The organism is Pseudomonas helvetica, assembly GCF_039908645.1.
Classification (GTDB): Bacteria; Pseudomonadota; Gammaproteobacteria; order Pseudomonadales; family Pseudomonadaceae; genus Aquipseudomonas; species Aquipseudomonas helvetica.
In genome coordinates, this window is the sequence record NZ_CP150917.1 from 5806025 (window position 1) to 5829264 (window position 23240).

Consider the following 23240-nt stretch of genomic DNA (forward strand, 5'->3'; position numbering starts at 1 on the left):
ACTCTCGACTCAAATAAAGACTCAGAATCGCGGTGTCAGTTTTTTGCGGCGGCTTCGCCACCGAACGCAGCCTTCGGCAGCTGCTACAGGTCTGTGCTCTTCCCGATCAAAACTGCAACATTTGTGTCATAGACGCTCCTTAAGGTGGCTGCAAAAACCAGCAGGGAGCCTGATATGAGCCTATTAGAAGAAAACCAAGCCACCGACCTCGAAAAAATCGTCGGCCTCAGTCGTCGTGGTTTTATCAGCGCCGGCGCCCTTTGCGGTGCGGCGATGTTCCTCGGTGGCAACCTGCTGAGCCGTAGCGTTCTGGCCGCCAGTGTCAGCGCAGCTTCGAGCAAATTGCTGGGTTTCGACAGCATTGCAGCCGCCACCAGCGACACCATCACCCTGCCGCCGGGTTACAAGTCCTCGGTGCTGATCAGTTGGGGCCAGCCGCTGCACAAGGACGGCCCGGCCTTTGACCCGAGTGGCAATGGCAGCGCCCTGGCCCAGGAAGTCCAGTTCGGCGACAACAACGATGGCATGAGCCTGTTCGCTTTCCCCGGCGACGACAATCGCGCGCTGATGGCGATCAACAACGAATACACCAACTATCGCTACCTCTACGCCCATGGCGGCATGCCGCAGTCGGCCGAAGAAGTGCGCAAAGCGCTGGCCTGCGAAGGCGTATCGGTAATCGAAGTCCAGCGTAAAAATGGCCACTGGCAATTCGTTCAGGGCTCGCGCTACAACCGCCGAATCCACGGCAACGCGCCGCTGCAGTTGAGCGGTCCGGCCGCTGGCCATGAGCTGATGAAAACCGCCGCTGACAAGACCGGCAAAAAAGTGTTCGGAACCTTCCAGAACTGCGCCAATGGCAAGACGCCTTGGGGTACTTATCTGACCTGTGAAGAGAACTTCACCGACTGCTTTGGCAGCAGCAATCCCGAGCACAAGTTCGACGCCGCACAAAAGCGCTATGGCGCATCGGTCGCCAGCAAAGAGATTAATTGGCACCAACACGACCCACGTTTTGACCTGGCGAAAAACCCCAACGAACTCAACCGTCACGGTTGGGTGGTGGAAATCGACCCATTCGACCCGCAATCGACCCCGGTCAAGCGCACGGCCCTGGGCCGTTTCAAACACGAAAACGCGGCCCTGGCCGAGACCCACGACGGTCGCGCGGTGGTCTACATGGGCGACGATGAGCGCGGCGAGTTCATCTACAAATTCGTCAGCCGCGACAAGATCAATCACGCAACACCCAAAGCCAACCATGACCTGCTGGATCACGGCACGTTGTACGTCGCACGTTTCGATGCCGGCGACAGCAACCCCGACCATCCAAAAGGTCAGGGCCAGTGGATCGAGCTGACTCATGGCAAGAACGGTATCGACGCCGGCAGCGGTTTTGCCGATCAGGCCGAGGTGCTGATTCACGCGCGCCTGGCCGCCAGCGTCGTCGGCGCCACGCGCATGGACCGTCCAGAGTGGATCGTGGTCAGCCCGCAAGACGGCCAGGTCTATTGCACCCTGACCAACAACGCCAAGCGCGGCGAAGACGGGCAACCGGTGGGCGGGCCGAACCCACGGGAGAAAAACGTCTATGGGCAAATCCTGCGCTGGCGCACTGATCGCGACGACCACGCATCGCTGACGTTCGGCTGGGATCTGTTCGTGGTGGCGGGCAACCCGAGCGTGCACGCTGGAACAGCCAAAGCCGGCTCGTCGAACATCACAGCAGACAACATGTTCAACAGCCCGGATGGCTTGGGATTCGACAAGGCCGGTCGCCTGTGGATTCTCAGCGACGGGGACTACAGCAACGCCGGCGATTTCGCCGGCATGGGCAACAACCAGATGCTCTGTGCCGATCCTGCGACGGGTGAAATCCGCCGATTCATGGTCGGCCCGGTGGGCTGCGAAGTGACCGGCATCAGCTTTTCGCCGGACCAGAAGACCTTGTTTGTCGGCATTCAGCATCCGGGGGAAAACGGTGGGTCAACCTTCCCCGAGCATTTGCCGAACGGCAAGCCGCGCTCCTCGGTGATGGCGATTACCCGAGTAGACGGCGGGATCGTCGGCGCCTGACAGGCCCTCATCGCGGGCAAGCCTTGCTCCTACAGGTCATGCGCCATTTTTAAAATTGCGCCGATCCTGTAGGAGCAAGGCTTGCCCGCGATGGCGTCAGTAAAACAACACTCATCTCAAGCCCAACCACTAAAGTCGCCCCTTCTGCGCTACCATGTTTGGCCGGACGCGGCAGCCTGCTGCGCGCAGGAGTCAGCATGTCTCACCCGTTTGAAACACTTACCCCCGATCTGGTGCTCGACGCCGTAGAAAGCATCGGCTTTCTCAGCGACGCCCGTGTCCTTGCGCTCAACAGCTATGAAAACCGTGTCTATCAGGTTGGCATCGAAGATGGCGAACCGCTGATTGCCAAGTTCTACCGTCCGCAACGCTGGACCAACGCTGCCATTCTCGAAGAGCACCGCTTCACCTTCGAACTCGCCGAGTGCGAGGTGCCTGTCGTTGCGCCGTTGATTCACAACGGTGAAAGTCTGCACGAACACGCCGGTTTCCGCTTCACCCTGTTCCCGCGCCGGGGCGGTCGTGCGCCGGAGCCGGGCAATCTCGATCAGCTCTACCGTTTGGGGCAATTGCTTGGCCGCTTGCACGCAGTGGGCGCTACCCGCCCCTTCGAACACCGCGAAGCGTTGGGCGTCAAAAACTTCGGCCATGATTCGCTGACCACCTTGCTCGAAGGCAACTTCATACCGCGCAGCTTGCTGCCCGCTTACGAGTCAGTCGCCCGCGACCTGCTCAAGCGTGTGGAAGAGGTCTACAAAGACACGCCGCACCAGAACATCCGCATGCACGGCGATTGCCACCCCGGCAACATGATGTGCCGTGACGAGATGTTCCACATCGTCGACCTCGACGACTGTCGCATGGGGCCGGCGGTACAGGACCTGTGGATGATGCTCGCCGGCGATCGTCAGGAATGTCTCGGTCAGTTGTCGGAACTGATGGACGGCTACAGCGAGTTCCACGACTTCAACCCCCGTGAACTGGCGCTGATCGAACCACTGCGTGCCCTGCGCCTGATGCATTACAGCGCGTGGCTGGCCCGTCGTTGGGATGACCCGGCGTTCCCCCACAGCTTTCCGTGGTTTGGCACCGAACGTTATTGGGGCGACCAGGTGCTCGCATTGCGTGAGCAACTGGCGGCCCTCAACGAAGAACCGTTGAAGTTGTTCTGATCCACCACGGTCCCTGTAGGAGCGGGGGGGCGCCTACACCAAAGCGAACGGGACACAGCTGGACAAATCTCCTTACAATCCCCCCCTTTGTTAGCTGCCTAAGCAAGGATTCTGCATGCAAGCCGCCAACCTGCGTCGCGGGTACATATTGGGCCTGAGTGCCTACATCATCTGGGGATTATTCCCGCTCTACTTCAAAGCCATCGCTGACGTACCTGCCGTAGAAATCATAATCCACCGGGTACTTTGGTCAGCGCTGTTCGGCGCCTTGCTGCTGATGGTCTGGAAGCATCCGGGCTGGTGGCGTGAACTGCGCGAGAACCCACGGCGGCTGGCAGTCCTTGCGCTGAGCGGCACATTGATTGCCGCCAACTGGCTGACCTACGTCTGGGCGGTGAATAACGGACGCATGCTTGAGGCCAGCCTCGGTTACTACATCAACCCGCTGGTGAACGTGCTGCTGGGCATGCTGATCCTTGGCGAACGCTTGAGACGCCTGCAGTGGGTCGCCGTCGGGCTGGCCGCCGTTGGCGTCGCGCAGCAAGTCTGGCAAGTCGGCAGCCTGCCTTGGGTGTCGCTGGTGTTGGCGCTGACCTTCGGCTTCTACGGGTTGATCCGCAAGCAGGCTCCGGTCAAAGCATTGCCCGGGCTGGTGGTGGAAACCTGGATGCTGGTACCGATTGCCCTTGCCTGGCTGCTCTTCAATCCAACCGCTACCAGCGCGCAAGCAGCGTTCTGGACTACGTCCGAAGCGTGGTGGCTGGTCGCTGCCGGCCCGGTAACGCTGGTGCCGCTGGTCTGTTTCAACGCAGCTGCTCGGCACCTGCCGTACACCACCCTCGGCTTCCTGCAATACCTGGCACCGACGCTGGTGCTGCTGCAAGCCGTACTGCTGTTTGGCGAACACCTGTCGTCCACCACGCTGGTGGCCTTCATGTTTATCTGGGCAGGCCTGGCGGTTTACAGCGTCGACGCCTGGATGAGTTTACGTCGCCGCCGCTGATCAAAAAACGTACAAACCGTTGCAGGCCACGACCGACGTGGCCTGCAAGCATCCTTCCCAAGGTTATCCACAGCGTGATCCCCGCCGTTTGTGCACAAGCCCTTGAAACTGCTGGTTTTTTGATCAATCACTGATGAGCCCCGGCCGGCGTGGGCTGGCGACGTATCTCTACAGGTTATCCACAGGCGGGTGCACGTTTTACTTGGATAACCCGTTCATGGCTCGCTGCGCAGCACCAACTCCACCATCAAATCATCGGCCAGGGTCTCCAGCCGCGACTGCAGCACGTCCAGGGAAAGGGTCAGCGGTACCGCAAGAATCGCTTCGGCGTGGAACAGCGGCTCACTGCTCATCGGCGCCGGACGCACGTCAGTTACCAAGCGCTCAAGGTTGACCCCCTGCTCACTCAACAAACGTGTGATGTCACGGACTATTCCTGGTCGGTCGTTACCGACCAGCTCCATGGCAATCGGCTTCCAGGTGCAGGATTGCTCGATACTGCTTTCGGCGATCAGCACCCGAATCCCTTGGGCGGACAACGCCTGAAGTGCATCGACCAGTTCGTCGTAGCCCTCGGCTGGCACGCCAACCCGAAGGATCCCGGCAAACTGCCCGGCCATCCGTGACATGCGACTCTCCAGCCAGTTACCACCATGCTCGGCAATGCATTGGGCGATGCGTTCCACCTGGCCGGGCTTGTCCGGGGCGAATACGGTGAGTACGAGGTGGTCCATGGCGCAGCCCTCTTGTCATGACTTTTGTTATAGAAAGGCAAGTATAGGCAAGGGACCCAATTCAGCGCGGCAGCAAAAAAATCAAAGCTCCATAGCAGTGAATTCAATATTATGTGTACAAGTTTTTAGATTTATCTGGAACAATCCAATAGTTTTTTGAGAACATCCCGTCCCCCGGCGTGACCGGATAGCCTGACCGGGTCGCCAAACGACGTAATTAGTCTAATTTTCACAACCGCAATTCATCATGTAGTATGCCGCAGCGCGCACTACATAACGTTGGATCGATGTCTGCCCAGGCGCCATCGCAACCCTCAAAGCCCCGTCAGCAAGGCTTTACGCCGTTGATTGGAACCACCCAGCCGCCAGCAATGGCATGTACTGGTAGAGGGGTTTGTGGTTTAAATGGCCAGAGGCTTCATTGTCAAATTGAAGAGCTGAAAAGCGAAATAGCTGAGCAGAGTGAGGCAAGCAATGACTGAACACGTTCAAGTCGGTGGCCTGCAGGTCGCCAAAGTCCTGTTCGACTTCGTGAACAACGAAGCCATTCCCGGTTCCGGCCTCACCGCCGACAAGTTCTGGGCCGGTGCCGACAAGGTCATTCACGACCTGGCGCCGAAGAACAAAGCCCTACTCGCCAAACGCGACGACCTCCAGGCGAAAATCGATGCCTGGCACCAGTCCCGTGCAGGTCAAGCGCATGACGCTGTGGCCTACAAAGCCTTCCTGCAAGACATCGGTTATCTGCTGCCAGAAGCGGCCGATTTCCAGGCAACGACGCAAAACGTCGACGACGAAATCGCCCGTATGGCCGGTCCACAACTGGTGGTTCCGGTGATGAATGCCCGCTTCGCCCTCAACGCTTCGAACGCCCGCTGGGGTTCGTTATACGACGCCCTGTATGGCACTGATGCCATCAGTGAGGCCGACGGTGCGGAAAAAGGCAAAGGCTACAACAAGGTCCGCGGCGACAAGGTCATCGCCTTCGCCCGCGCCTTCCTCGACGAAGCCGCGCCATTGGCTGCCGGCTCTCACGTCGATTCCACCGGCTATAAAATCGTTGACCGTAAATTGGTGGTCGCACTTAAAGGCGGCAGCAACACTGGCTTGCGCAACGACGCACAGCTGATCGGCTTCCACGGCGATGCTGCGGCGCCGACCGCGATCCTGCTGAAAAACAACGGTCTGCATTTCGAAATCCAGATCGACGCCAGCACACCGGTCGGCCAGACCGACGCCGCCGGCGTCAAAGACGTCCTGATGGAAGCCGCGCTGACCACCATCATGGACTGCGAAGACTCCGTGGCCGCTGTCGATGCCGATGACAAAGTGGTGATCTACCGCAACTGGCTCGGCCTGATGAAAGGCGATCTGTCGGAAGAAGTCGCCAAGGGTGGCAAGACCTTTACCCGCACCATGAACGCCGACCGCACCTACACCGCGCCCGACGGTAGCGAACTGAGCCTGCACGGCCGCTCGCTGTTGTTCGTGCGTAATGTCGGCCACTTGATGACCATCGACGCGATCCTCGACAAGAACGGCAACGAAGTACCGGAAGGTATCCTCGACGGCCTGGTCACCAACCTCGCGGCGCTGCACAGCCTTAACGGCAACACCACCCGCAAGAACAGCCGTACCGGTTCGGTCTACATCGTTAAACCGAAAATGCACGGTCCGGAAGAAGCGGCGTTCACCAACGAACTGTTCGGGCGCATCGAAGACGTGCTCGAGCTGCCGCGCAATACCCTCAAAGTCGGCATCATGGACGAAGAGCGGCGTACCACGGTCAACCTCAAGGCCTGTATCAAGGCTGCCAGCGAGCGCGTGGTCTTCATCAACACCGGCTTCCTCGACCGTACCGGTGATGAAATCCACACGTCCATGGAGGCCGGCGCGATGGTGCGCAAGGCCGACATGAAGGCTGAAAAGTGGATCAGCGCCTACGAAAACTGGAACGTCGACATCGGTTTGAGCACTGGCCTGCAAGGTCGCGCGCAAATCGGTAAAGGCATGTGGGCCATGCCCGACCTCATGGCCGCCATGCTCGAGCAGAAAATCGCTCACCCGCTGGCCGGTGCCAACACCGCCTGGGTCCCTTCGCCGACCGCCGCTGCGCTGCACGCGCTGCATTACCACAAGGTTGACGTGTTCGCCCGTCAGGCCGAACTGGCCAAGCGCGCTCGCGCATCGCTGGACGACATCCTGACCATCCCGCTGGCAAGCGATCCCAACTGGACAGCGGAACAGATCCAGAATGAACTGGACAACAACGCCCAGGGCATCCTCGGTTATGTGGTGCGCTGGATCGACCAGGGCGTGGGCTGTTCAAAAGTGCCGGACATCAACGACGTCGGCCTGATGGAAGACCGTGCAACGCTGCGTATCTCCAGCCAGCACATCGCCAACTGGCTGCGTCATGGCATCGTCAGCGAAGCCCAGGTGCTGGAAACCCTCAAGCGCATGGCGCCGGTGGTTGACCGCCAGAACGCCAACGACCCGCTGTACCGTCCGCTGGCACCGAACTTCGACAGCAACATCGCCTTCCAGGCAGCGGTCGAACTGGTGATCGAAGGCACCAAGCAGCCGAACGGCTACACCGAGCCGGTCCTGCACCGTCGTCGCCGCGAGTTCAAGGCTGCCAATGGCCTGTGAATAAGCGTTAGCGACATGAAAAAGCCCTGATCGAGAGATCAGGGCTTTTTTGTTTGAAGCAGGCTGCGATCTTTTCAGTGACTCATATGTCCATCCCCAGCTGATGCTTGACCAATGCCAACAGCTCTTTGCTATCGATGGGCTTGAGCAGAAAATCCACCACGCTCAAGTGCATGGCATCAATGACATCCCGGGCTTTGGCGTCACCGGAAACGATGATGATCGGCAATGCCGCCCGTTCCGACTCACGCACTTCACGGACCAGCTCCAGACCATCGATGTGACGCATTCGCAGATCGGTGATGAGCAACCCGATCGACTTGTTCGAGTCCAACAGTTTGAGTGCGCTTTCGCCACTGGCTGCCGTCATGCTGCGGATGCCATCAAGCGCAAGAATTTCCGAAAGCAGCTCACGCGTGTCCTTATCGTCGTCGACAATCAGCACACGTTGTGCTGGCAAGTCCGGTTCGTGCATGACTGCACTCAACGCTTCACGTTCGGCATCGCTCAAAATATCGTGGTCGGACATAAATCTCTCTACATATTCAGATTAATCCCCTAGCACCATGGTCGGACATCGCTAAGCAGAACTTAAATGTGCGCTTCGCCGAATAGTTTTCCAAGTGGGCTAACCAGCGGTTTTGCGCATTATTAGCGTAGGGTATTTCCGAAATTTCGCTTCCTGCACCACGACCTAGACTTACGTCCAATGGGCACTCTTCACGCAGGGGCCGACCATGGCAGTGACTCCGACAACAACAAATCGAAAAAGACTGCGGTAATGGTTATGAGTAAAGCGGATGCCTTCACCCAGGCAGGGAAAACAGCGGTGCTGCAGAATATCCAGGGCACCTTGCAGTTCCTTCAGCGTTTCCCGCCGTTCAACCAGATGGAACACGCGCACCTGGCCTACCTGGTCGAACAATGCCAACTGCGCTTCTACGGCCCGGGCGAGAGCATCATCAAGCCTGCGGACGGACCGGTTGAGCATTTTTACATCGTCAAACAGGGCCGGGTAGTCGGCGAACGTCCGCACACGGCCAAGGGTGGCACCGAAACTACCTTCGAGATCACCACCGGCGAGTGTTTCCCCCTCGCCGCACTGCTGGGCGAGCGTGCAACCCGCACCGAGCACCTGGCCGCCGAAGACACCTTTTGCCTACAGCTGAACAAGCAGGCCTTCATCAAGCTGTTCGCCCTTTCCAGCACGTTTCGCGACTTTGCCCTACGCGGCGTCAGCAGCCTGCTGGATCAGGTCAATCAGCAGGTCCAGCAAAAAGCCGTGGAAACCCTCGGCACCCAATACTCGCTCAATACCCGCCTCGGCGAATTGGCCATGCGCCATCCCGTGACTTGTAGCCCTGCGACCCCACTGCGTGAAGCCGTGACCCTGATGCACGAGCAGCAGGTCGGCAGCATTGTGGTGGTCGATGAGCAGAAAGCCCCGCTGGGAATTTTCACCCTGCGCGACTTGCGTCAGGTAGTCGCCGATGGCACCAGTGACTTCAATCAGCCCATCGACCGGCACATGATCCACGCGCCATTCTTCCTGACGCCGGACCACAGCGCGTTCGATGCGGCCATTGCCATGACCGAGCGGCACATCGCTCACGTCTGCCTGGTCAAGGACCAACGGTTGTGCGGTGTAGTCTCGGAACGCGACCTGTTTTCCCTGCAACGCGTCGATCTGGTGCATTTGGCACGCACCATTCGCAGCGCGCCACGGGTGGAAAACCTGGTGGCGATGCGCGGCGAAATCGGCCAACTGGTCGAGCGCATGCTCGCCCACGGCGCGTCCTCGACCCAAATCACCCACATCATCACCTTGCTCAACGATCACACCGTGTGCCGGGTCATCGAGCTCACGCTGGCCGATAAAGGCGACCCCGGCATACCGTTCAGCTGGCTGTGCTTCGGCAGCGAAGGTCGCCGCGAGCAGACACTGCACACCGATCAGGACAACGGCATTCTCTTCGAAGCGCGCGATGCGGTGCAGGCGGCCGAGATTCGCAGCAAGCTGTTGCCGATCGCCCAGCAGATCAATCAGAGCCTGGCGCTCTGCGGCTTTACGCTGTGCAAGGGCAATATCATGGCTGGCAACCCGCAGCTGTGTTTGTCCCGTGCCGAATGGGCGCGGCGTTTCGCGGCGTTTATCCGCGAAGCAACGCCCGAGAATTTGCTCGGGTCGAGCATTTACTTCGACCTGCGGGTGGTCTGGGGCGATGAGCAAGGCTGCGAGCAATTGCGCCGCGCGATTCTCGATCAGGTGGCAGACAATCGGCTGTTCCAGCGCATGCTGGCCATGAACGCCCTGCGCCAACGGCCGCCTGTCGGGCGTTTCCGCGAGTTTGTGCTAGAGAAAAAGAACGGTGAAAAAGCCACTCTCGACCTGAAAGTCCAAGGGCTGACTCCGTTTGTCGACGGTGCTCGGCTATTGGCGCTGGCCCATGGCATCGGGGCCAACAATACCCTCGAGCGCTTTCGTCAACTGGTGGCCAAAGAAGTCATCGACCCGCTGGACGGTGCGGCCTATGAAGAGGCCTATCACTTCATCCAGCAAACCCGCATGCAGCAGCATCAGCGACAGACCCGTGAGAACCTGCCCTATTCCAATCGGGTCGATCCCGACAGCTTGAATCATCTGGACCGGCGAATCCTGCGTGAGTCCCTGCGCCAGGCCCAACGCCTGCAAAGCAGCCTGGCCCTGCGGTATCAGCTATGAAGCTGTTTTCCTGGCTACGCCCCGCCGGGCCGACATTGACCGCTGCGCAGCAACAGCGCCTGGACCAACTGCCAAACGCTCCGACGCTGGGCGAATGCAGCCTGCGCGAGCAACGCTGGGTGGTGGTCGATCTGGAGACCACCGGGCTGAACCTGAACAAAGACGTGGTGCTGTCGATCGGTGCCATGGTGATCGAAGACGGCGCGATCGATTTCAGTCAGCAGTTCGAGCGAACCTTGCAGCGCAACGGCCACAAACTCGGGCCTAGCGTGTTACTTCATGGCCTGGGCCCAAGCGCGATTGCCGCTGGCAGCGATCCGCGGGACGCGTTGCTGGATTTCTTGGAGTTTGTCGGTGACAGTCCGTTGCTGGCGTTTCATGCACCGTTCGACCAGCACATGCTCGGTCGCGCCTTGAAGGACAGCCTGGGTTATCGCTTGCAGCATCCTTTCCTTGATGTGGCCGACATGGCGCCACTGCTGTGTCCACAGGCAAACATCCGCGAAGCCGGGCTGGACGACTGGATCAAGTGGTTCAAGCTGCAAGTCTTCGAGCGCCATAACGCCAGCGCCGACGCCATGGCCACGGCTGAGTTAGTGTTGATCCTGTTCAACCGCGCGCGAATGCAGCAGATTCACAGCCCACTGAATCTGCAACAGCGGTTAAGCCAGTGGAAACGCCGGCAGCAAAGCCATTCCTTCTAGGTGTTCAGCGCCTGTTCTGACGTCATCGCGGGCAAGCCTTGCTCCTACAGACAACACGCGAATCTGTAGGAGCAAGGCTTGCTCGCGATAGCGATCTTGTCAGCACCACTAAACCCTCGCCAGCCGCGCCGGAACTTACTAGGCTAGATCTCTGCCACATGCTCCCTGAATACAGCCGAGGAATGTCCATGTCCGCCCCCAGCATGACCTTGTTCCACAACCCTGCTTCGCCTTACGTGCGCAAAGTGATGGTGCTGCTGCATGAAACCGGTCAACTGGACCGCGTGGCGCTGCAGCACAGCCAACTGACCCCGGTCAGCCCCGACGCGGCGTTGAACCAGGACAACCCGCTGGGCAAGATCCCGGCGCTGCGCCTGGACGACGGTAACGTGTTATACGACAGCCGGGTGATCCTCGAATACCTCGATCAGCAACATGTCGGTAATCCGCTGATCCCTCGTGAAGGCACGGCGCGCTGGCGGCGCCTGACCCTGGCCGCGCTGGCCGACGGGATCATGGACGCCGCGGTGCTGATCCGTTATGAACTCGCCCTGCGCGCCCCGGAGAAACACTGGGACCAGTGGCTCGACGCCCAGCGCGACAAGATCCGCCGGGCCTTGGCGGTGCTGGAAGCCGACGCCATCGCCGAGCTGACCAGCCATTTCGACGTCGCGGCCATCAGCGTTGCCTGCGCCCTTGGATATCTGGATTTGCGTCATCCGGACCTGGAGTGGCGCAAGAGCAATCCACAACTCAGCGCCTGGTATGCCGAAGTAAGTCAGCGGCCGTCGATGCTGGCAACCGTGCCGAAGGTTTAGCAGCACCGGCTGATCTGAGGGAGCAGGGCTTGCCGATGAGGACATCACCCTGCTCCAGCGTAAACAACCCGGCAATCTGCATCGCCAACCATTCACCCTGCAACTGATCCTCGCGCAACCCCAGCGACCTACTCATACACCACCTCTGGCTTGGCAATCCTGCCCTGGCCAATCCCGTACCAGTCGAGTTTACGGGTCAGCACCATAAACACGCCCAGCAAGCCGAACAACAGCAGCGAGCCCATCAACAGCGCGTAATCCTCGGCACTCAACAAGCCGTAAAGCAAACCGTAGAGCGCCGCCAATCCCGCCGAAAAACTCAACCCGTGGCGCGCACTGCGCAGTACATGGCAAACATAAAAACCGATCAACAACACGCAGGCAGCGGCCGACAGCAGATACGCCAGGGCAAAGCCGATGTGCTCGGAGAGTGACAACAACAGCAGGTAGAAGAACGCCAGCGCCACGCCCACCAAGGCGTATTGAACCGGGTGCACCGCGAGGCTTTTCAGCACTTCGAAGAGAAAGAACCCGGCAAAGGTCAGCACGATAAACAGCAGCGCGTATTTGATCGCCCGATCGCTTTTGAGGTACTGATCCACCGGGTCGATGAAGCTGACGCCGAAACTGCGGCTTTTGAACTCTTCACAGCTGGAATGGGACAAGCAGCTATTGAGTGCCTCTTCCAGATTGGTGGAAAAGAACGAGGCCTGCCAATTGGCGCTGAAACCTTCAGCACTTATCTCACGCTGGGCCGGCAGGTAGTTGCCGATAAAGCTTGGATGCGGCCAGTTGGCTTTCAAACTGACTTTGCTGGTTTTACCTACCGGGGTGATCTGCAACTGACCAGTGCCTTGCAGACGCAGGTCAAAACCGAAGGCCAGTTCTGTGGCTTTGTTCGCATCCAGCACCGGCAGACTGGCGTGCACGCCCTCGCCCAGCCAGTCCACTTGCGTACCCGGAACAAAGTCCAGGCGTTGGTCATCGAGTTCAAGCTTCAAGGCGTTTTCGATACCACGAATATCGCTGATGCCCACGGCCAGGAACGGCTGGTCAAACTGGTAGTCGGAAAAGTCCTCCTTGATGCCCAAGTGCTCCGGGATAGAAAAGTGCCCGCTGATCCGGTTATCCGCGTGAAACAGCCGCGCCTCGTAAATGCCACGGGCGCGCAGTTCGGTTTGAACCAGACCATCGAGTTCGAAACGTTCAGGAAGGAAATACAGTCGCCCCCGTTCCTGAGTCGTTTCCTGATAACGCTCGCTGGTTTTTTCGTTGGTTTTCCAGGTCCTGACCACCTTGCGATACGGCACCACCATCAGCGGCCCGCTCAATTGCTGGCTGTAGCTGGAACTACGGGCGATGTCCTCAAGGACACCGTTGCGCAGTTGCTGGCGGTCAAAAATCACCCCGCCGATCATCAGCAACGGGATCATCAACAGCACAATCAGAAGGGCAATTGCCCCAAGTTTTATGGCCAAGCTGCGGTTCATGGGTCTCTCCCTGTTCGAATGAGGGAGAGTCTGGAAGATGGCTGTGAGGGTTTTATGGGGGAAATGTGGAGAGTGTGTGGAGAAGCAAAAGATCGCAGCCTGCGATCTTTTAGCTTATGAAGGCAATCGCAGCGTCACCTCGACGCCGCCCGGCACATTGCAGACATGCAACTCACCCCCATGCAACTTGACTACTTCTTCAACGAAGTTAAGCCCAAGGCCGGTACTTTTACGTCCACTGTCCGGGCGTGGCAGTGAATAGAAGCGTTCGCTCAAACGCCCCAGGGCGTAATCCGGAATCGGTTCGGCCTGATTGAACAGTTTGAATTCGACCTGCTCGGCATGCCGTTCGGCGGTGAAGCGCAAGACGCCGTGGGACGGGGAGAAATCCAGAGCGTTCTCCAACAGATTGCCCAGTGCCTGACGCAGCAAGAACGGCTCGCCCAGCACATCCAGATCGGTTGAAATCTGCTTTTCGATCTTCAACTGCTTGCGCTCGATACGCGCATGCTGACCGCTGAGCAACTCATCGACCAATGCCGCCACCGGCACCGGCACACGCTCTTCCAGCCCTTGGCGCTGTTCGACCTGCGCCAGGTTCAGCAAGCGCTCGATCAACTGCTGCATCCGCGCACTTTCGCTGTCGATATTGCGGACAAAGCGCTGTTGTTGTGTCACCGGCATCTCGCCTTGCAGCAACTCGGCGGCACCGCGAATCGCCGCCAACGGACTCTTCAACTCATGGGTCAGGGTGTGCACATAACGTTCGACGTAAGCCTTGCCTTCCAGTTGCGTGCGCATGCGCTCCACCGCCGTGGCCAGTTGCTCCAGCTCTGCGCCGCGATAGTGCGGCAGCTCGGCCCGTCGACCTTCGCTGACCGCCTGGGCGTAAGCGGTCAACTGCCGTAATGCGACACTCAGCCACCAGGACAACGCCGCACCGAACAACAAGCCGAGGCCGATCAACCCGGCGCCGTACCAAAGCAATCGACGTTCGGTGCGGTCGACGTAAGGCTGCAATGAGCTGTTGGGCTTGGCCACGGTGACCACGCCGATAATCTGCCCGTTATCGCGGATCGGCGCGCCAACGTGCATCACCGAAGAAGTGGCATCGTCAGCGATGCTGCGGGTCGAACGTGCGCCGTATTCGCCGCGCAAGGTCAGGTACACATCGTTCCAGCGCGAATAGTCCTGGCCCACTGCTACGCCGCTGGAGTCCAGCACCACGATGCCCTTGGCATCCGTGACGTAGATACGGTGGTTGACCGAATTTTTTGGCAAACCCCAGATTGTCGCCGCCGGCTGCCGCTCGCCGTAAGCCTTGAGCAACTCGGGCCAGCGATTCTGGTTGAGGGTGCCAGCCTTGAAGTCATCGCGCAGGATTTCGGCCATCAGATTGGCGGTGTCCACCAGCGTTTCTTCGGTGGACTGTCGAACGCCTGGGCGGATTTCCTCCATCACCGTGTTGAGCACGAAGTAACCGGTCAGGCCGATGAACAGTACATAGACCAGGAAGATCCGGATTCCCAACGGCATCAGCTATTCCCCGGGCTGTAGCTGTAACCGAGGCCACGGTGAGTCTGGATCGGCTCCGCACTGGCAGCCACCAGACGCAACTTGGCGCGCAGGCTTTTGATGTGGCTGTCGATGCTGCGCTCGTAACCCGCATCGGCGGCGACTCCCAGCGCATCGAGCAATTGCTCGCGACTGAAGACCCGCTCGGGTTGCTCCAGCAAACACTGCAACAGACGAAACTCGTGGCGAGTCAGGCCCAGGGGTTGACCGCGATAGCTGATCTGCACGCGATCAATATCGACCTGGAACACGGCGCTGGACGACTCATTCAACGCGCGCGGCGCCATGCGTTTGAGAATCGCCCGGACTCGCGCCGCGACTTCCCGAGGGCTGAATGGCTTGACGACGTAATCGTCGGCGCCGATCTCCAGCCCCACGACCCGATCGATCTCGCCGTCGCGGGCACTGAGGAACATCACCGGCACTTCGCTGAAGCGCCGCAACTGTTTACAGGTCTCGAAGCCGCTGATATCCGGCAGTCCGATATCCAGAATGATCAAGTCTGCAGGTGTCATGCGCTGATGCTCGAGCGCCGCCGCGCCGAGGCTCAACCACGTGGTGGTGAAGCCTTCGCCTTGCAAGGCAAAAATCAGCGTATCGGCAATTGCCGCTTCGTCTTCGACAATCAGGATATGAGGCATGGCATCCAAGCCCGGCAATTAAGTGGGCGAACGGTGCCCCAAGGCTGATTCGGCGTCAATCAGCAGTCAGGCTTATCCGCGACAAAGCGTCTGGCCGGGTTCACCGCAGCGCCAAACTCACGTAATGCCTTGGCACCGATCAGCAGCGGGTAATTGAAACTGCTGCGGTCGGTCAGGTTGACCTCGACCGTGCGCTTGATGCTGCCCAGGCACAGTTCCAGTTCGACGACCGGACGCTTGGCGACGTCCGCCGTGTCTTTTTCATCTTCCTCGTCGGCGCGGCTTTTGATTTTGCTGATGCGCAAGACTTTGTGTTCGAAGACCTTGTTGCTCGCATCCTTGGTACCCAGACGGAAGCGCACCCAATCTTCGCCATCGCGGGTGAAGGTTTCGATGTCCTTGGCCGACAGGGATGCCGTCAGCGCGCCGGTATCCATTTTGGCCTTGAGGACCTGGCCACCGATTTCCGGCAGCTTGATGTATTCATAACGACCATAAAGGGTCGGCTCGGCGGCCATGACCGGCAGGGCCACAAGGGCTAACAATGCGAGGATGGATTTCACGTAATGGATTCCCTGGGAGTAGGACGACGGGATTTTAGACCGCAGTTGTAATGATCGTTCGAGCATACCCAGACAAAAGTGAAACATTCGTCGCCACCCGCATTTGGCCTCTGGGCCGAAGCTGCTTATCATTGCGCGCCCAAACGCTTACAAGAGTTATTTATGCGCCGCCTGCTCACCGGCTGTTTAGTCACCTTGCTGCTGTTACTCAACACCCTGGTCCTGTTCGGTCCGTTGATGGTGTTTGCCCTGCTGAAACTGCTCTTACCGGGGCGCTTTCGTGATGACGCCAGCGCGGCGGTGATGTGGATCGCCGAGACCTGGGCCGAAATCGACAAGCTGATTTTCGCGCTGTGCATCCCCACACAATGGGACATTCGCGGCGGCGAAGGCCTGCGGGCCGACACCTCTTACCTGGTGATCAGCAACCACCAGTCCTGGGTCGACATCCCGGCGCTGATCCAGACGCTCAACCGGCGCACGCCGTTCTTCAAGTTCTTCCTGAAGAAAGAGCTGATCTGGGTACCGTTTCTGGGCTTGGCCTGGTGGGCACTGGATTACCCATTCATGAAGCGCTACAGCAAAGCTTTCCTGGCCCGGCACCCGGAACTGCACGGCAAGGACCTGGAGATCACCAAAGCCGCCTGCGAGTTGTTCAAACGCCAACCGGTGAGCGTGGTCAATTACCTGGAAGGCACTCGCTTCACGCCTGCCAAACGCACCGAACAACAATCGCCGTTCAAGCACTTACTCAAACCCAAGGCGGGCGGCGTGGCGTTTGTATTGGCGGCGCTGGGTGAACAGCTGGATGCGGTGCTCGATGTGACTGTGGTGTATCCACAGGCGAAGATTCCGGGTTTCTGGGATTTGATCAGCGGTGCGGTGCCAAGAGTGATCATCGACATCAAGACCCGCGAGCTGGATCCGGCGTTGTGCCAGGGCGATTACGAAAACGATCCGGCGTTTCGCCAGAGCGTCCAGAACTGGGTCAACCAGCTCTGGACCGAGAAGGACTTACGCATCGACGCCTTGCGCGCCGAGCGGACTGAATCAGCCGTCGGCGCCCCAGATCCCGCCAAGGCTATTGAGTAACGAACCACCGACACCCTGCTGACCGAGGAATTGCAGCAGGATCGGGGTGAACTGGCCGATCATGCCGCCGTCCATGCCCAGCGCGCTGAAGGCGCTGCTCAGGTCATTGGTGTTCTTCACGTTATCCAGGTTGCCCAGGACGCTGTCCAGAGGCGACGACTTGCCGGACGAGCCACCGAGCAGTCCGCCAAGCATACCCAGACCACCGCCAGCCGACAGCATGCCCAACCCCGGCGCGTCTTTAGTCAACTGTGAATAGTCGGTCGAGCTCAGCTGGTTCTTCGCCAGACCCAGCATCGCGCTCGTGCCACCGATGGCCTGTTCCGGGGTCACGTTCAGCACACTCAGCGCGCTCAACAGGCCTGTTGCCTGCGGGGTCGATGCAGAGGCCGCCGTCTCGTCGCCGTCCTGCATGCCGGACATAACACCCGCCACATCGTTCAGGCTGAAGCCGGCAGCGAAGACCGGGCTGGTCGCCAGGGTCATGAGCGAAACCAAAGCAAAACCGCGTAAAATCTTCATCGAAACCAACTCCTGAACCCTGAAAGCCACCCGAATGCGGGCGGAAAACTGCTGGTTTGACCGGAACGGGTCAGGCATTGTTCCGTGGCGACGCCAGCCTTTTTCAGCACTGCAACGATCCGGTGTTTCGCCAGAGCGTCCAGAACCGGGTCAACCAGCTCTGGACCGAGAAGGGCTCATGCATCGACGCCTTGCGCGCCGAGCAGGTTGAATCAGCCGCCGGCGCCCCAGATCCCGCCGAGGCTGTTGAGTAGCGAACCGCCAACGCCCTGCTGACCGAGGTATTGCAGCAGGATCGGGGCAAACTGGCCGATCATGCCGCTGTCCATGCCCAACGCGGTGAAGGCATTGTTCAGGTCATTGGTGTTCTTGACGTTGTCCAAGGCGCTGTCCAGGCCTGTCGACTTACCCGGCGAACCACTGAGCAAACCGCTCAAGCCCCCCAGGCTGCCCAATGCATTGCTGCCCGACAGCTGATCAAGACCCGGCACTTTATTGGTCAACTGGGAGTAATCGGCCGCGCCCAGCTGATTCTTCGCCAGCCCCAACATGGCTCCCGTGCCACCAATCGCCTGCTCCGGGGTGACGTTCAGCGAACTCAGCGCGCTCAACAGACCTGCTGCCTGCGGGGTCGGTGCAGCGGCAGCCGTCTTGTCGCTGCCCTGCATACCGGACACGGCACCGGCCACATCGTTCAGGCTGAAGCCTGCGGCGAAGACCGGGCTGGTCGCCAGGGTCATGAGCGAAGCCAAAGCAAAACCGCGTGAAATCTTCATCAAAACCAACTCCTGAACCCTGAAAGCCACCTGCAATCAGGTGACGGAAACCAGACGTTTAACTGGTCGCGATATTAATTGTTCCCGGCCATTGTGCGCCGCACCGGCGTGCGTGAAATCTAGCCGAAAAATATTTTTCCTGCGCTGCATCCGATCTCTGACCCTCTGCGTATATCAAGCACGGACAGACATTCCTGGCCGATTCCTCACCTAGGACAATCACCATGAAGCGCACTACGATTAAAACCCCGTTGATCGCCAGCCTGCTGAGCCTGGCCGTGACCTGCGGTTTGACCCTCAACAGCGTGCACGCGGCAGACATGAGCCACGACTCTGTAATGGTCGGCGGACAAGCCATGATGCCGAGCAAGGACATCATCGACAACGCCGTAAACTCGGCGGATCACACCACTCTGGTCGCCGCGGTAAAAGCCGCCGGTCTGGTCGATACTCTCAAGGGTAAAGGTCCATTCACCGTGTTCGCGCCGGTCAACTCGGCGTTCGCCGCCCTGCCCGCCGGCACCGTCGATACCCTGCTCAAACCCGCGAACAAAGCCACGCTGAGCCACATCCTCACCTACCACGTGGTCGCCGGCAAACTCGACATGGCGACGCTGGCCCAGCAGATCAAGGCCGGCGGCGGTAAAGCCGAACTCACCACCGTCAGCGGCGGCAAGCTGTGGGTGACGATGAACGGCCCGCACAACATCACCCTCAAGGACGAAAAAGGCGTGACCGCCGACATCACTACCTATGACGTGTACCAATCCAACGGCGTAATTCAAGTCATCGACAAAGTGCTGATGCCGAAAAGCTAAGCGCTGACGCCGGCCCTGTGGATCAGGGCCGGCGTTGCCTTGAGGGCAGTCGCCGTGAATGGAACAACAACGCGCCGTGAACTAACCTCAGCCTGCAACCGACAGCGCATACCCACCGGGATTGTTTGGAGAACGGTCATTTCCAGCGCCGACGCCGAACCGCTCAGACAGCTGCTCGCCCAGTGTTCACTGGGTGACCGCCGTGCGTTCGAAACGCTCTACCGCAGCGTTGCACCGCGCCTGCATGGTGTAGCGCTGCGCTTCATGGGGCGCAGCGACCTGGCCGAAGAAGTGCTGCAGGAAAGCTTCGTGCGCATCTGGAACAACGCCCCGCGCTACCAGGCGCATTTGTCGGCGCCAATGACCTGGATGATCAACATCACCCGCAACCAGGCCATCGACCAGTTACGCAAACACCGCGACCGCCGCCTCAGCGAACTGGAAGAACAGGCGCTGGTCGACGAAGCGCCCTCGGCCCAGGAATTGCTCAGCAGCGACCGTGAAGCCAGTGCGCTGAAGCGCTGCCTCGAGACCCTTGAAGGCATGCAACGTCAATCGATCACTGTGGCCTACTTTCAGGGCTTGTCCTGCGCTGAACTGGCCGATCATCTGGCGGCGCCTCTGGGCTCGGTCAAGTCCTGGATTCGCCGTGGCATGGAGCGCCTGCGCAGGTGCCTTGAATCATGAACTATCAAAACCAGCACTTGCGCCGCGCCCTCGCCGCCGATTACGCCATTGGCCTGATGCCCGCCGCCGCGCGCCGCCGCTTCGAACAGCTGCTGCTGGACGACGCCGAACTGCGCGTCGAACTGGCCAAGTGGCAAGAAAGCCTGACCAGCCTCAACGAACCCTTGGTGGAAGTGCCCGTGCCCGATCGGGTGTGGACAGCCATCAATGCGCGAATCGAACCGCAAGAACTGCACGTGCCGGCCAAGCGTCCGTTCTGGAACTGGTTGCGTGTGACGGTGGCCGTCTGCTCGCTGCTGGTGGCCATGACGCTGGGCATTCTCTACAACCGCGACAGCAGCCAGTACAGCGCCACCTTGCTCAGCGCCAGCGCACAGCCTGCCCTGCGAATCAAGGCTCACGACGATTATCTGCAAGTCGAACCGCTGGCCCTGGCCACCGTCGCCCCCGGACACAGCCTCGAATTGTGGGCAGTTCCAGCGGATGGCAAACCGATCTCCCTGGGCGTGATCCCGGCCGGCGGCAAAGGCCAGGTCGCGTTGAGCGAGAAACAGCACGCGCTGTTGGGTAAACCGATAGCGCTGGCGGTCAGCCTGGAGCCTGAAGGCGGTTCGCCGACCGGACAACCGACCGGGCCGGTGTTGTATCAGGGGGCATTGGCCGGGTTGTAGCCATCCACTGTGGCGAGGGAGCTTGCTCCCGCTCGGCTACGAAGCAGTCGTAAACCGACTGACATGTTTTGACTGACACACCAAGGTGAATGGTTTTGGAGCTGCTTCGCAGCTCAGCGGGAGCAAGCTCCCTCGCCACAGGGTTGGGCCATAGGGTTGGTATTCCGAGCATAAAAAACGGCGAACCGAAGGTCGCCGTTTTTGTTTGCGTGAAGCCTTACGCCGCGCTAAACAACTTGTGCGGATCAATCACAAACTTCTTCGGTACGCCGGCATCGAATTCGCCGTAACCACGTGGTGCGTCGTCGAGGCTGATGACCTCGACACCCACGATGTCGGCAATCTTGATGCGGTCCCACATGATCGCCTGCATCAGTTGGCGGTTGTACTTCATCACCGGGGTCTGGCCGGTGTGGAAGCTGTGGGATTTAGCCCAGCCCAGACCGAAGCGGATGCTCAGGCTGCCCATTTTCGCGGCGGCGTCGACTGCGCCCGGATCTTCTGTCACGTACAGGCCAGGGATACCGATTTTGCCGGCAACCCGAACCACGCCCATCAGCGAGTTGAGTACGGTGGCCGGTGCTTCGTGTTTCACCCCGGCATGGCCGTGACCGCGAGCTTCGAAGCCTACGGCATCGACGGCGCAGTCCACTTCCGGTTCGCCCAACAGTGCAGCGATTTGTTCGTGCAGTGGGGTGTCTGTCGACAGGTCGGCGATTTCGAAACCCTGAGCCTTGGCATGGGCCAGGCGGATCGGGTTGACGTCACCGATGATCACCACCGCAGCACCCAGCAGGCGAGCGGAAGCGGCAGCTGCCAGGCCAACCGGGCCGGCGCCGGCGACGTACACGGTGCTGCCAGGACCAACGCCGGCAGTCACTGCGCCGTGGTAACCGGTGGGCAGGATGTCGGAGAGACAGGTCAGGTCACGGATTTTTTCCATGGCCCGGTCGCGATCTGGAAGTTTCAGCAGGTTGAAGTCGGCATACGGCACAAACGCGTATTCGGCTTGGCCACCGGTCCAGTCACCCATGTCGACATAACCATAGGCACCGCCCGGACGCGCCGGGTTAACGCTCAGGCAGACGCCAGTATGTTGCTCTTTGCACGAACGGCAACGGCCACAGGCAACGTTGAAAGGTACCGACACCAAGTCGCCGATCTGCAGGTTCTCGACACCGCTGCCCTTCTCGATCACTTCACCCGTGATCTCGTGGCCCAGCACCAGACCGGTTTGAGCCGTGGTGCGACCACGTACCATGTGCTGGTCGGAACCACAGATATTGGTGGATACCACGCGCAGGATGACGCCGTGCTCGATCTTCCTGCCGCGCGGGTCCTGCATTTTGGGATAGTCGATTTTCTGTACTTCGACCTTGCCTGCGCCGAGATACACCACACCACGATTACCAGACATGCTTTCACCTCGCTGTTGTTTTTATGAAACCGCGTTGCCAACTGAGGGCAACGCGTAGATTGCTTGGGTTAGTGCTTGTGTCTTGTGTTGTCTGTAAGGGCCTCATCGCGAGCAAGCTTTGCTCCTACGCGGTGATGTCGGCCGTTAGATAACGGGACGACGCGATCACTGCAGGAGCAAGGCTCGCCCGCGATGGGTCGCGAAGCGGCCCCAAAAATCTAAAGAACTACTGTTCTGTTGGCGTTGAGAAACACCCGCCGTTCAATGTGATAACCCACTGCCCGGGCCAACGTCAGCCCCTCGATATCCCGGCCTTTGGCAATCAGGTCTTCGGGGTAATGGCTGTGATCCACCGCTTCCACGCCCTGGGCGATGATCGGGCCTTCGTCGAGGTCGTTGTTGATGTAGTGCGCCGTGGCGCCCACCAGTTTCACGCCCTTGTTGTAGGCCTGGTGATACGGCTTGGCGCCTTTGAAACCAGGCAGCAACGAGTGGTGAATGTTGATCGCTTTACCATCGAGCTTGCGGCACAGCTCCGGCGACAGCACTTGCATGTAGCGCGCAAGCACCACCAGCTCTGCACCGGACTCTTCGATCACCTGCCAGACCTGCCGCTCTTGTGCTGGCTTGTCGTTCGGGTCGAGCGGGAAGTGGTAATAGGGAATCCCGTGCCAGTCGGCCAGCGGCTTGAGGTCCGGGTGGTTGGACACCACCGCGACTACATCCATCGCCAGTTGGCCAATGCGCTGGCGATAGAGCAAATCGTTGAGGCAGTGATCAGCCTTGGAGACCATGATCACCACTTTTGGCCGGTGGTGCGGCGGGGTCAGTTCGAACACCATGCCGAACGCGTCGGTCCGTTCGGCCAGGCCTGTGCGGAATGCCTGTTCGTCGAAACTCGACGGCTGACGGAACTCCACGCGAATGAAGAAACGTGCAGACAGCCGATCATCGAAGGAGTGGTGCTCGGTGACGTAGCAACCCTGTTCGAACAAAAAGCGGGTCACCGCATCCACCGTGCCCAGGACGCTTGGGCAATGGGCAGTCAAAATCCATGTGTCTGGTGCGCGGCTCATAATGCGGTGACTCCTTTGTGGCGAGGGAGCT

21 protein-coding genes and 1 pseudogene are annotated in these 23240 nt (G+C 59.6%); 12 read left to right on the top strand and 10 right to left on the bottom strand.

Annotated features, from left to right (window positions below; all coding sequences use genetic code 11):
- Nucleotides 1-174: 174 nt before the first annotated feature.
- The 3 genes from AABM55_RS26855 to rarD all read left to right on the top strand — a co-directional run bounded on the left by AABM55_RS26855 (nt 175) and on the right by rarD (nt 4251).
- Nucleotides 175-2076 (top strand): PhoX family phosphatase, encoded by a 1902-nt coding sequence (locus AABM55_RS26855; RefSeq protein WP_347928179.1) that lies wholly within the window; start codon nt 175-177, stop codon nt 2074-2076.
- Nucleotides 2077-2273: 197 nt separating this feature from the next.
- Complete coding sequence (locus tag AABM55_RS26860) at nt 2274-3248, top strand: serine/threonine protein kinase (protein WP_019693968.1); 975 nt, start codon at nt 2274-2276, stop codon at nt 3246-3248.
- A gap of 115 nt (nt 3249-3363) precedes the next feature.
- Nucleotides 3364-4251 (top strand): EamA family transporter RarD, encoded by an 888-nt coding sequence (rarD, locus tag AABM55_RS26865; protein WP_054594352.1) that lies wholly within the window; start codon nt 3364-3366, stop codon nt 4249-4251.
- 215 nt (nt 4252-4466) lie between these two features.
- On the opposite strand, the gene AABM55_RS26870 is transcribed toward rarD, so the two are convergent.
- A complete protein-coding gene (locus AABM55_RS26870; RefSeq protein WP_019693970.1) occupies nt 4467-4985 on the bottom strand; it encodes a glycine cleavage system protein R in 519 nt (172 codons plus the stop codon).
- A 474-nt stretch (nt 4986-5459) separates the two neighbouring features.
- On the opposite strand from AABM55_RS26870, the gene AABM55_RS26875 reads away from it, so the two are divergent.
- On the top strand, nt 5460-7637 hold the full coding sequence (locus AABM55_RS26875; RefSeq protein WP_347928180.1) for a malate synthase G: 2178 nt from the start codon (nt 5460-5462) through the stop codon (nt 7635-7637).
- An 82-nt stretch (nt 7638-7719) separates the two neighbouring features.
- Here the strand turns inward: AABM55_RS26875 and AABM55_RS26880 are convergent, their stop codons facing one another.
- Nucleotides 7720-8166, bottom strand: a complete 447-nt coding sequence (locus AABM55_RS26880; protein ID WP_054594354.1) for a response regulator — start codon at nt 8164-8166, stop codon at nt 7720-7722.
- Between the two features lie 252 nt (nt 8167-8418).
- On the opposite strand from AABM55_RS26880, the gene AABM55_RS26885 reads away from it, so the two are divergent.
- From AABM55_RS26885 to AABM55_RS26895, 3 genes are all read left to right on the top strand, one after another.
- Entirely contained in the window at nt 8419-10359 is a 1941-nt protein-coding gene (locus AABM55_RS26885; RefSeq protein WP_054598194.1) for a putative nucleotidyltransferase substrate binding domain-containing protein, read from the top strand.
- Entirely contained in the window at nt 10356-11063 is a 708-nt protein-coding gene (locus AABM55_RS26890; protein ID WP_347928181.1) for a 3'-5' exonuclease, read from the top strand. The genes AABM55_RS26885 and AABM55_RS26890 overlap by 4 nt, the downstream gene beginning before the upstream one ends.
- Before the next feature lie 188 nt (nt 11064-11251).
- The gene (locus tag AABM55_RS26895; protein ID WP_054594356.1) at nt 11252-11881 is read left to right on the top strand and encodes a glutathione S-transferase; all 630 of its coding nucleotides are present in this window, start codon (nt 11252-11254) and stop codon (nt 11879-11881) included.
- Between the two features lie 128 nt (nt 11882-12009).
- Here the strand turns inward: AABM55_RS26895 and creD are convergent, their stop codons facing one another.
- The 4 genes from creD to AABM55_RS26915 form a co-directional block, all read right to left on the bottom strand.
- Nucleotides 12010-13371, bottom strand: a complete 1362-nt coding sequence (gene creD, locus AABM55_RS26900; protein ID WP_103315879.1) for a cell envelope integrity protein CreD — start codon at nt 13369-13371, stop codon at nt 12010-12012.
- A 114-nt stretch (nt 13372-13485) separates the two neighbouring features.
- A complete protein-coding gene (gene creC, locus AABM55_RS26905; protein WP_054594358.1) occupies nt 13486-14907 on the bottom strand; it encodes a two-component system sensor histidine kinase CreC in 1422 nt (473 codons plus the stop codon).
- A complete protein-coding gene (gene creB, locus AABM55_RS26910; RefSeq protein ID WP_347928182.1) occupies nt 14907-15587 on the bottom strand; it encodes a two-component system response regulator CreB in 681 nt (226 codons plus the stop codon). Before creB ends, creC begins: the two co-directional genes overlap by 1 nt.
- 59 nt (nt 15588-15646) lie before the next feature.
- Nucleotides 15647-16150: an ATP-dependent zinc protease gene (locus tag AABM55_RS26915; protein WP_054594360.1), complete on the bottom strand. Its 504-nt coding sequence runs from the start codon at nt 16148-16150 to the stop codon at nt 15647-15649.
- 162 nt (nt 16151-16312) lie between these two features.
- On the opposite strand from AABM55_RS26915, the gene AABM55_RS26920 reads away from it, so the two are divergent.
- Nucleotides 16313-17242, top strand: coding sequence for an acyltransferase (locus AABM55_RS26920; RefSeq protein WP_347928183.1), 930 nt, complete (start codon nt 16313-16315; stop codon nt 17240-17242).
- Here AABM55_RS26920 and AABM55_RS26925 read toward each other — a convergent pair.
- On the bottom strand, nt 17201-17764 hold the full coding sequence (locus AABM55_RS26925) for a DUF2780 domain-containing protein (protein ID WP_347928184.1): 564 nt from the start codon (nt 17762-17764) through the stop codon (nt 17201-17203). The genes AABM55_RS26920 and AABM55_RS26925 overlap by 42 nt on opposite strands.
- Before the next feature lie 74 nt (nt 17765-17838).
- On the opposite strand from AABM55_RS26925, the pseudogene AABM55_RS26930 reads away from it, so the two are divergent.
- Nucleotides 17839-18018, top strand: a pseudogene (locus AABM55_RS26930) (acyltransferase); the annotation flags it as partial.
- Here the strand turns inward: AABM55_RS26930 and AABM55_RS26935 are convergent.
- A complete protein-coding gene (locus AABM55_RS26935) occupies nt 17977-18540 on the bottom strand; it encodes a DUF2780 domain-containing protein (RefSeq protein WP_347928185.1) in 564 nt (187 codons plus the stop codon). The pseudogene AABM55_RS26930 and the gene AABM55_RS26935 overlap by 42 nt on opposite strands.
- Nucleotides 18541-18764: 224 nt before the next feature.
- Here AABM55_RS26935 and AABM55_RS26940 point away from each other — a divergent pair, with 224 nt between their 5' ends.
- From AABM55_RS26940 to AABM55_RS26950, 3 genes are read left to right on the top strand one after another with little or no spacing between them, the layout of a single operon-like run.
- Entirely contained in the window at nt 18765-19358 is a 594-nt protein-coding gene (locus AABM55_RS26940) for a fasciclin domain-containing protein (RefSeq protein ID WP_347928186.1), read from the top strand.
- Nucleotides 19359-19412: 54 nt separating this feature from the next.
- The gene (locus tag AABM55_RS26945; RefSeq protein ID WP_347928187.1) at nt 19413-20045 is read left to right on the top strand and encodes a sigma-70 family RNA polymerase sigma factor; all 633 of its coding nucleotides are present in this window, start codon (nt 19413-19415) and stop codon (nt 20043-20045) included.
- Entirely contained in the window at nt 20042-20716 is a 675-nt protein-coding gene (locus tag AABM55_RS26950; RefSeq protein WP_347928188.1) for an anti-sigma factor, read from the top strand. The genes AABM55_RS26945 and AABM55_RS26950 overlap by 4 nt, the downstream gene beginning before the upstream one ends.
- A gap of 217 nt (nt 20717-20933) precedes the next feature.
- Here the strand turns inward: AABM55_RS26950 and fdhA are convergent, their stop codons facing one another.
- Nucleotides 20934-22133 (bottom strand): formaldehyde dehydrogenase, glutathione-independent, encoded by a 1200-nt coding sequence (fdhA, locus tag AABM55_RS26955; protein WP_019580688.1) that lies wholly within the window; start codon nt 22131-22133, stop codon nt 20934-20936.
- Nucleotides 22134-22351: 218 nt separating this feature from the next.
- The gene (purU, locus tag AABM55_RS26960; protein WP_054594367.1) at nt 22352-23209 is read right to left on the bottom strand and encodes a formyltetrahydrofolate deformylase; all 858 of its coding nucleotides are present in this window, start codon (nt 23207-23209) and stop codon (nt 22352-22354) included.
- Nucleotides 23210-23240 lie beyond the last annotated feature (31 nt).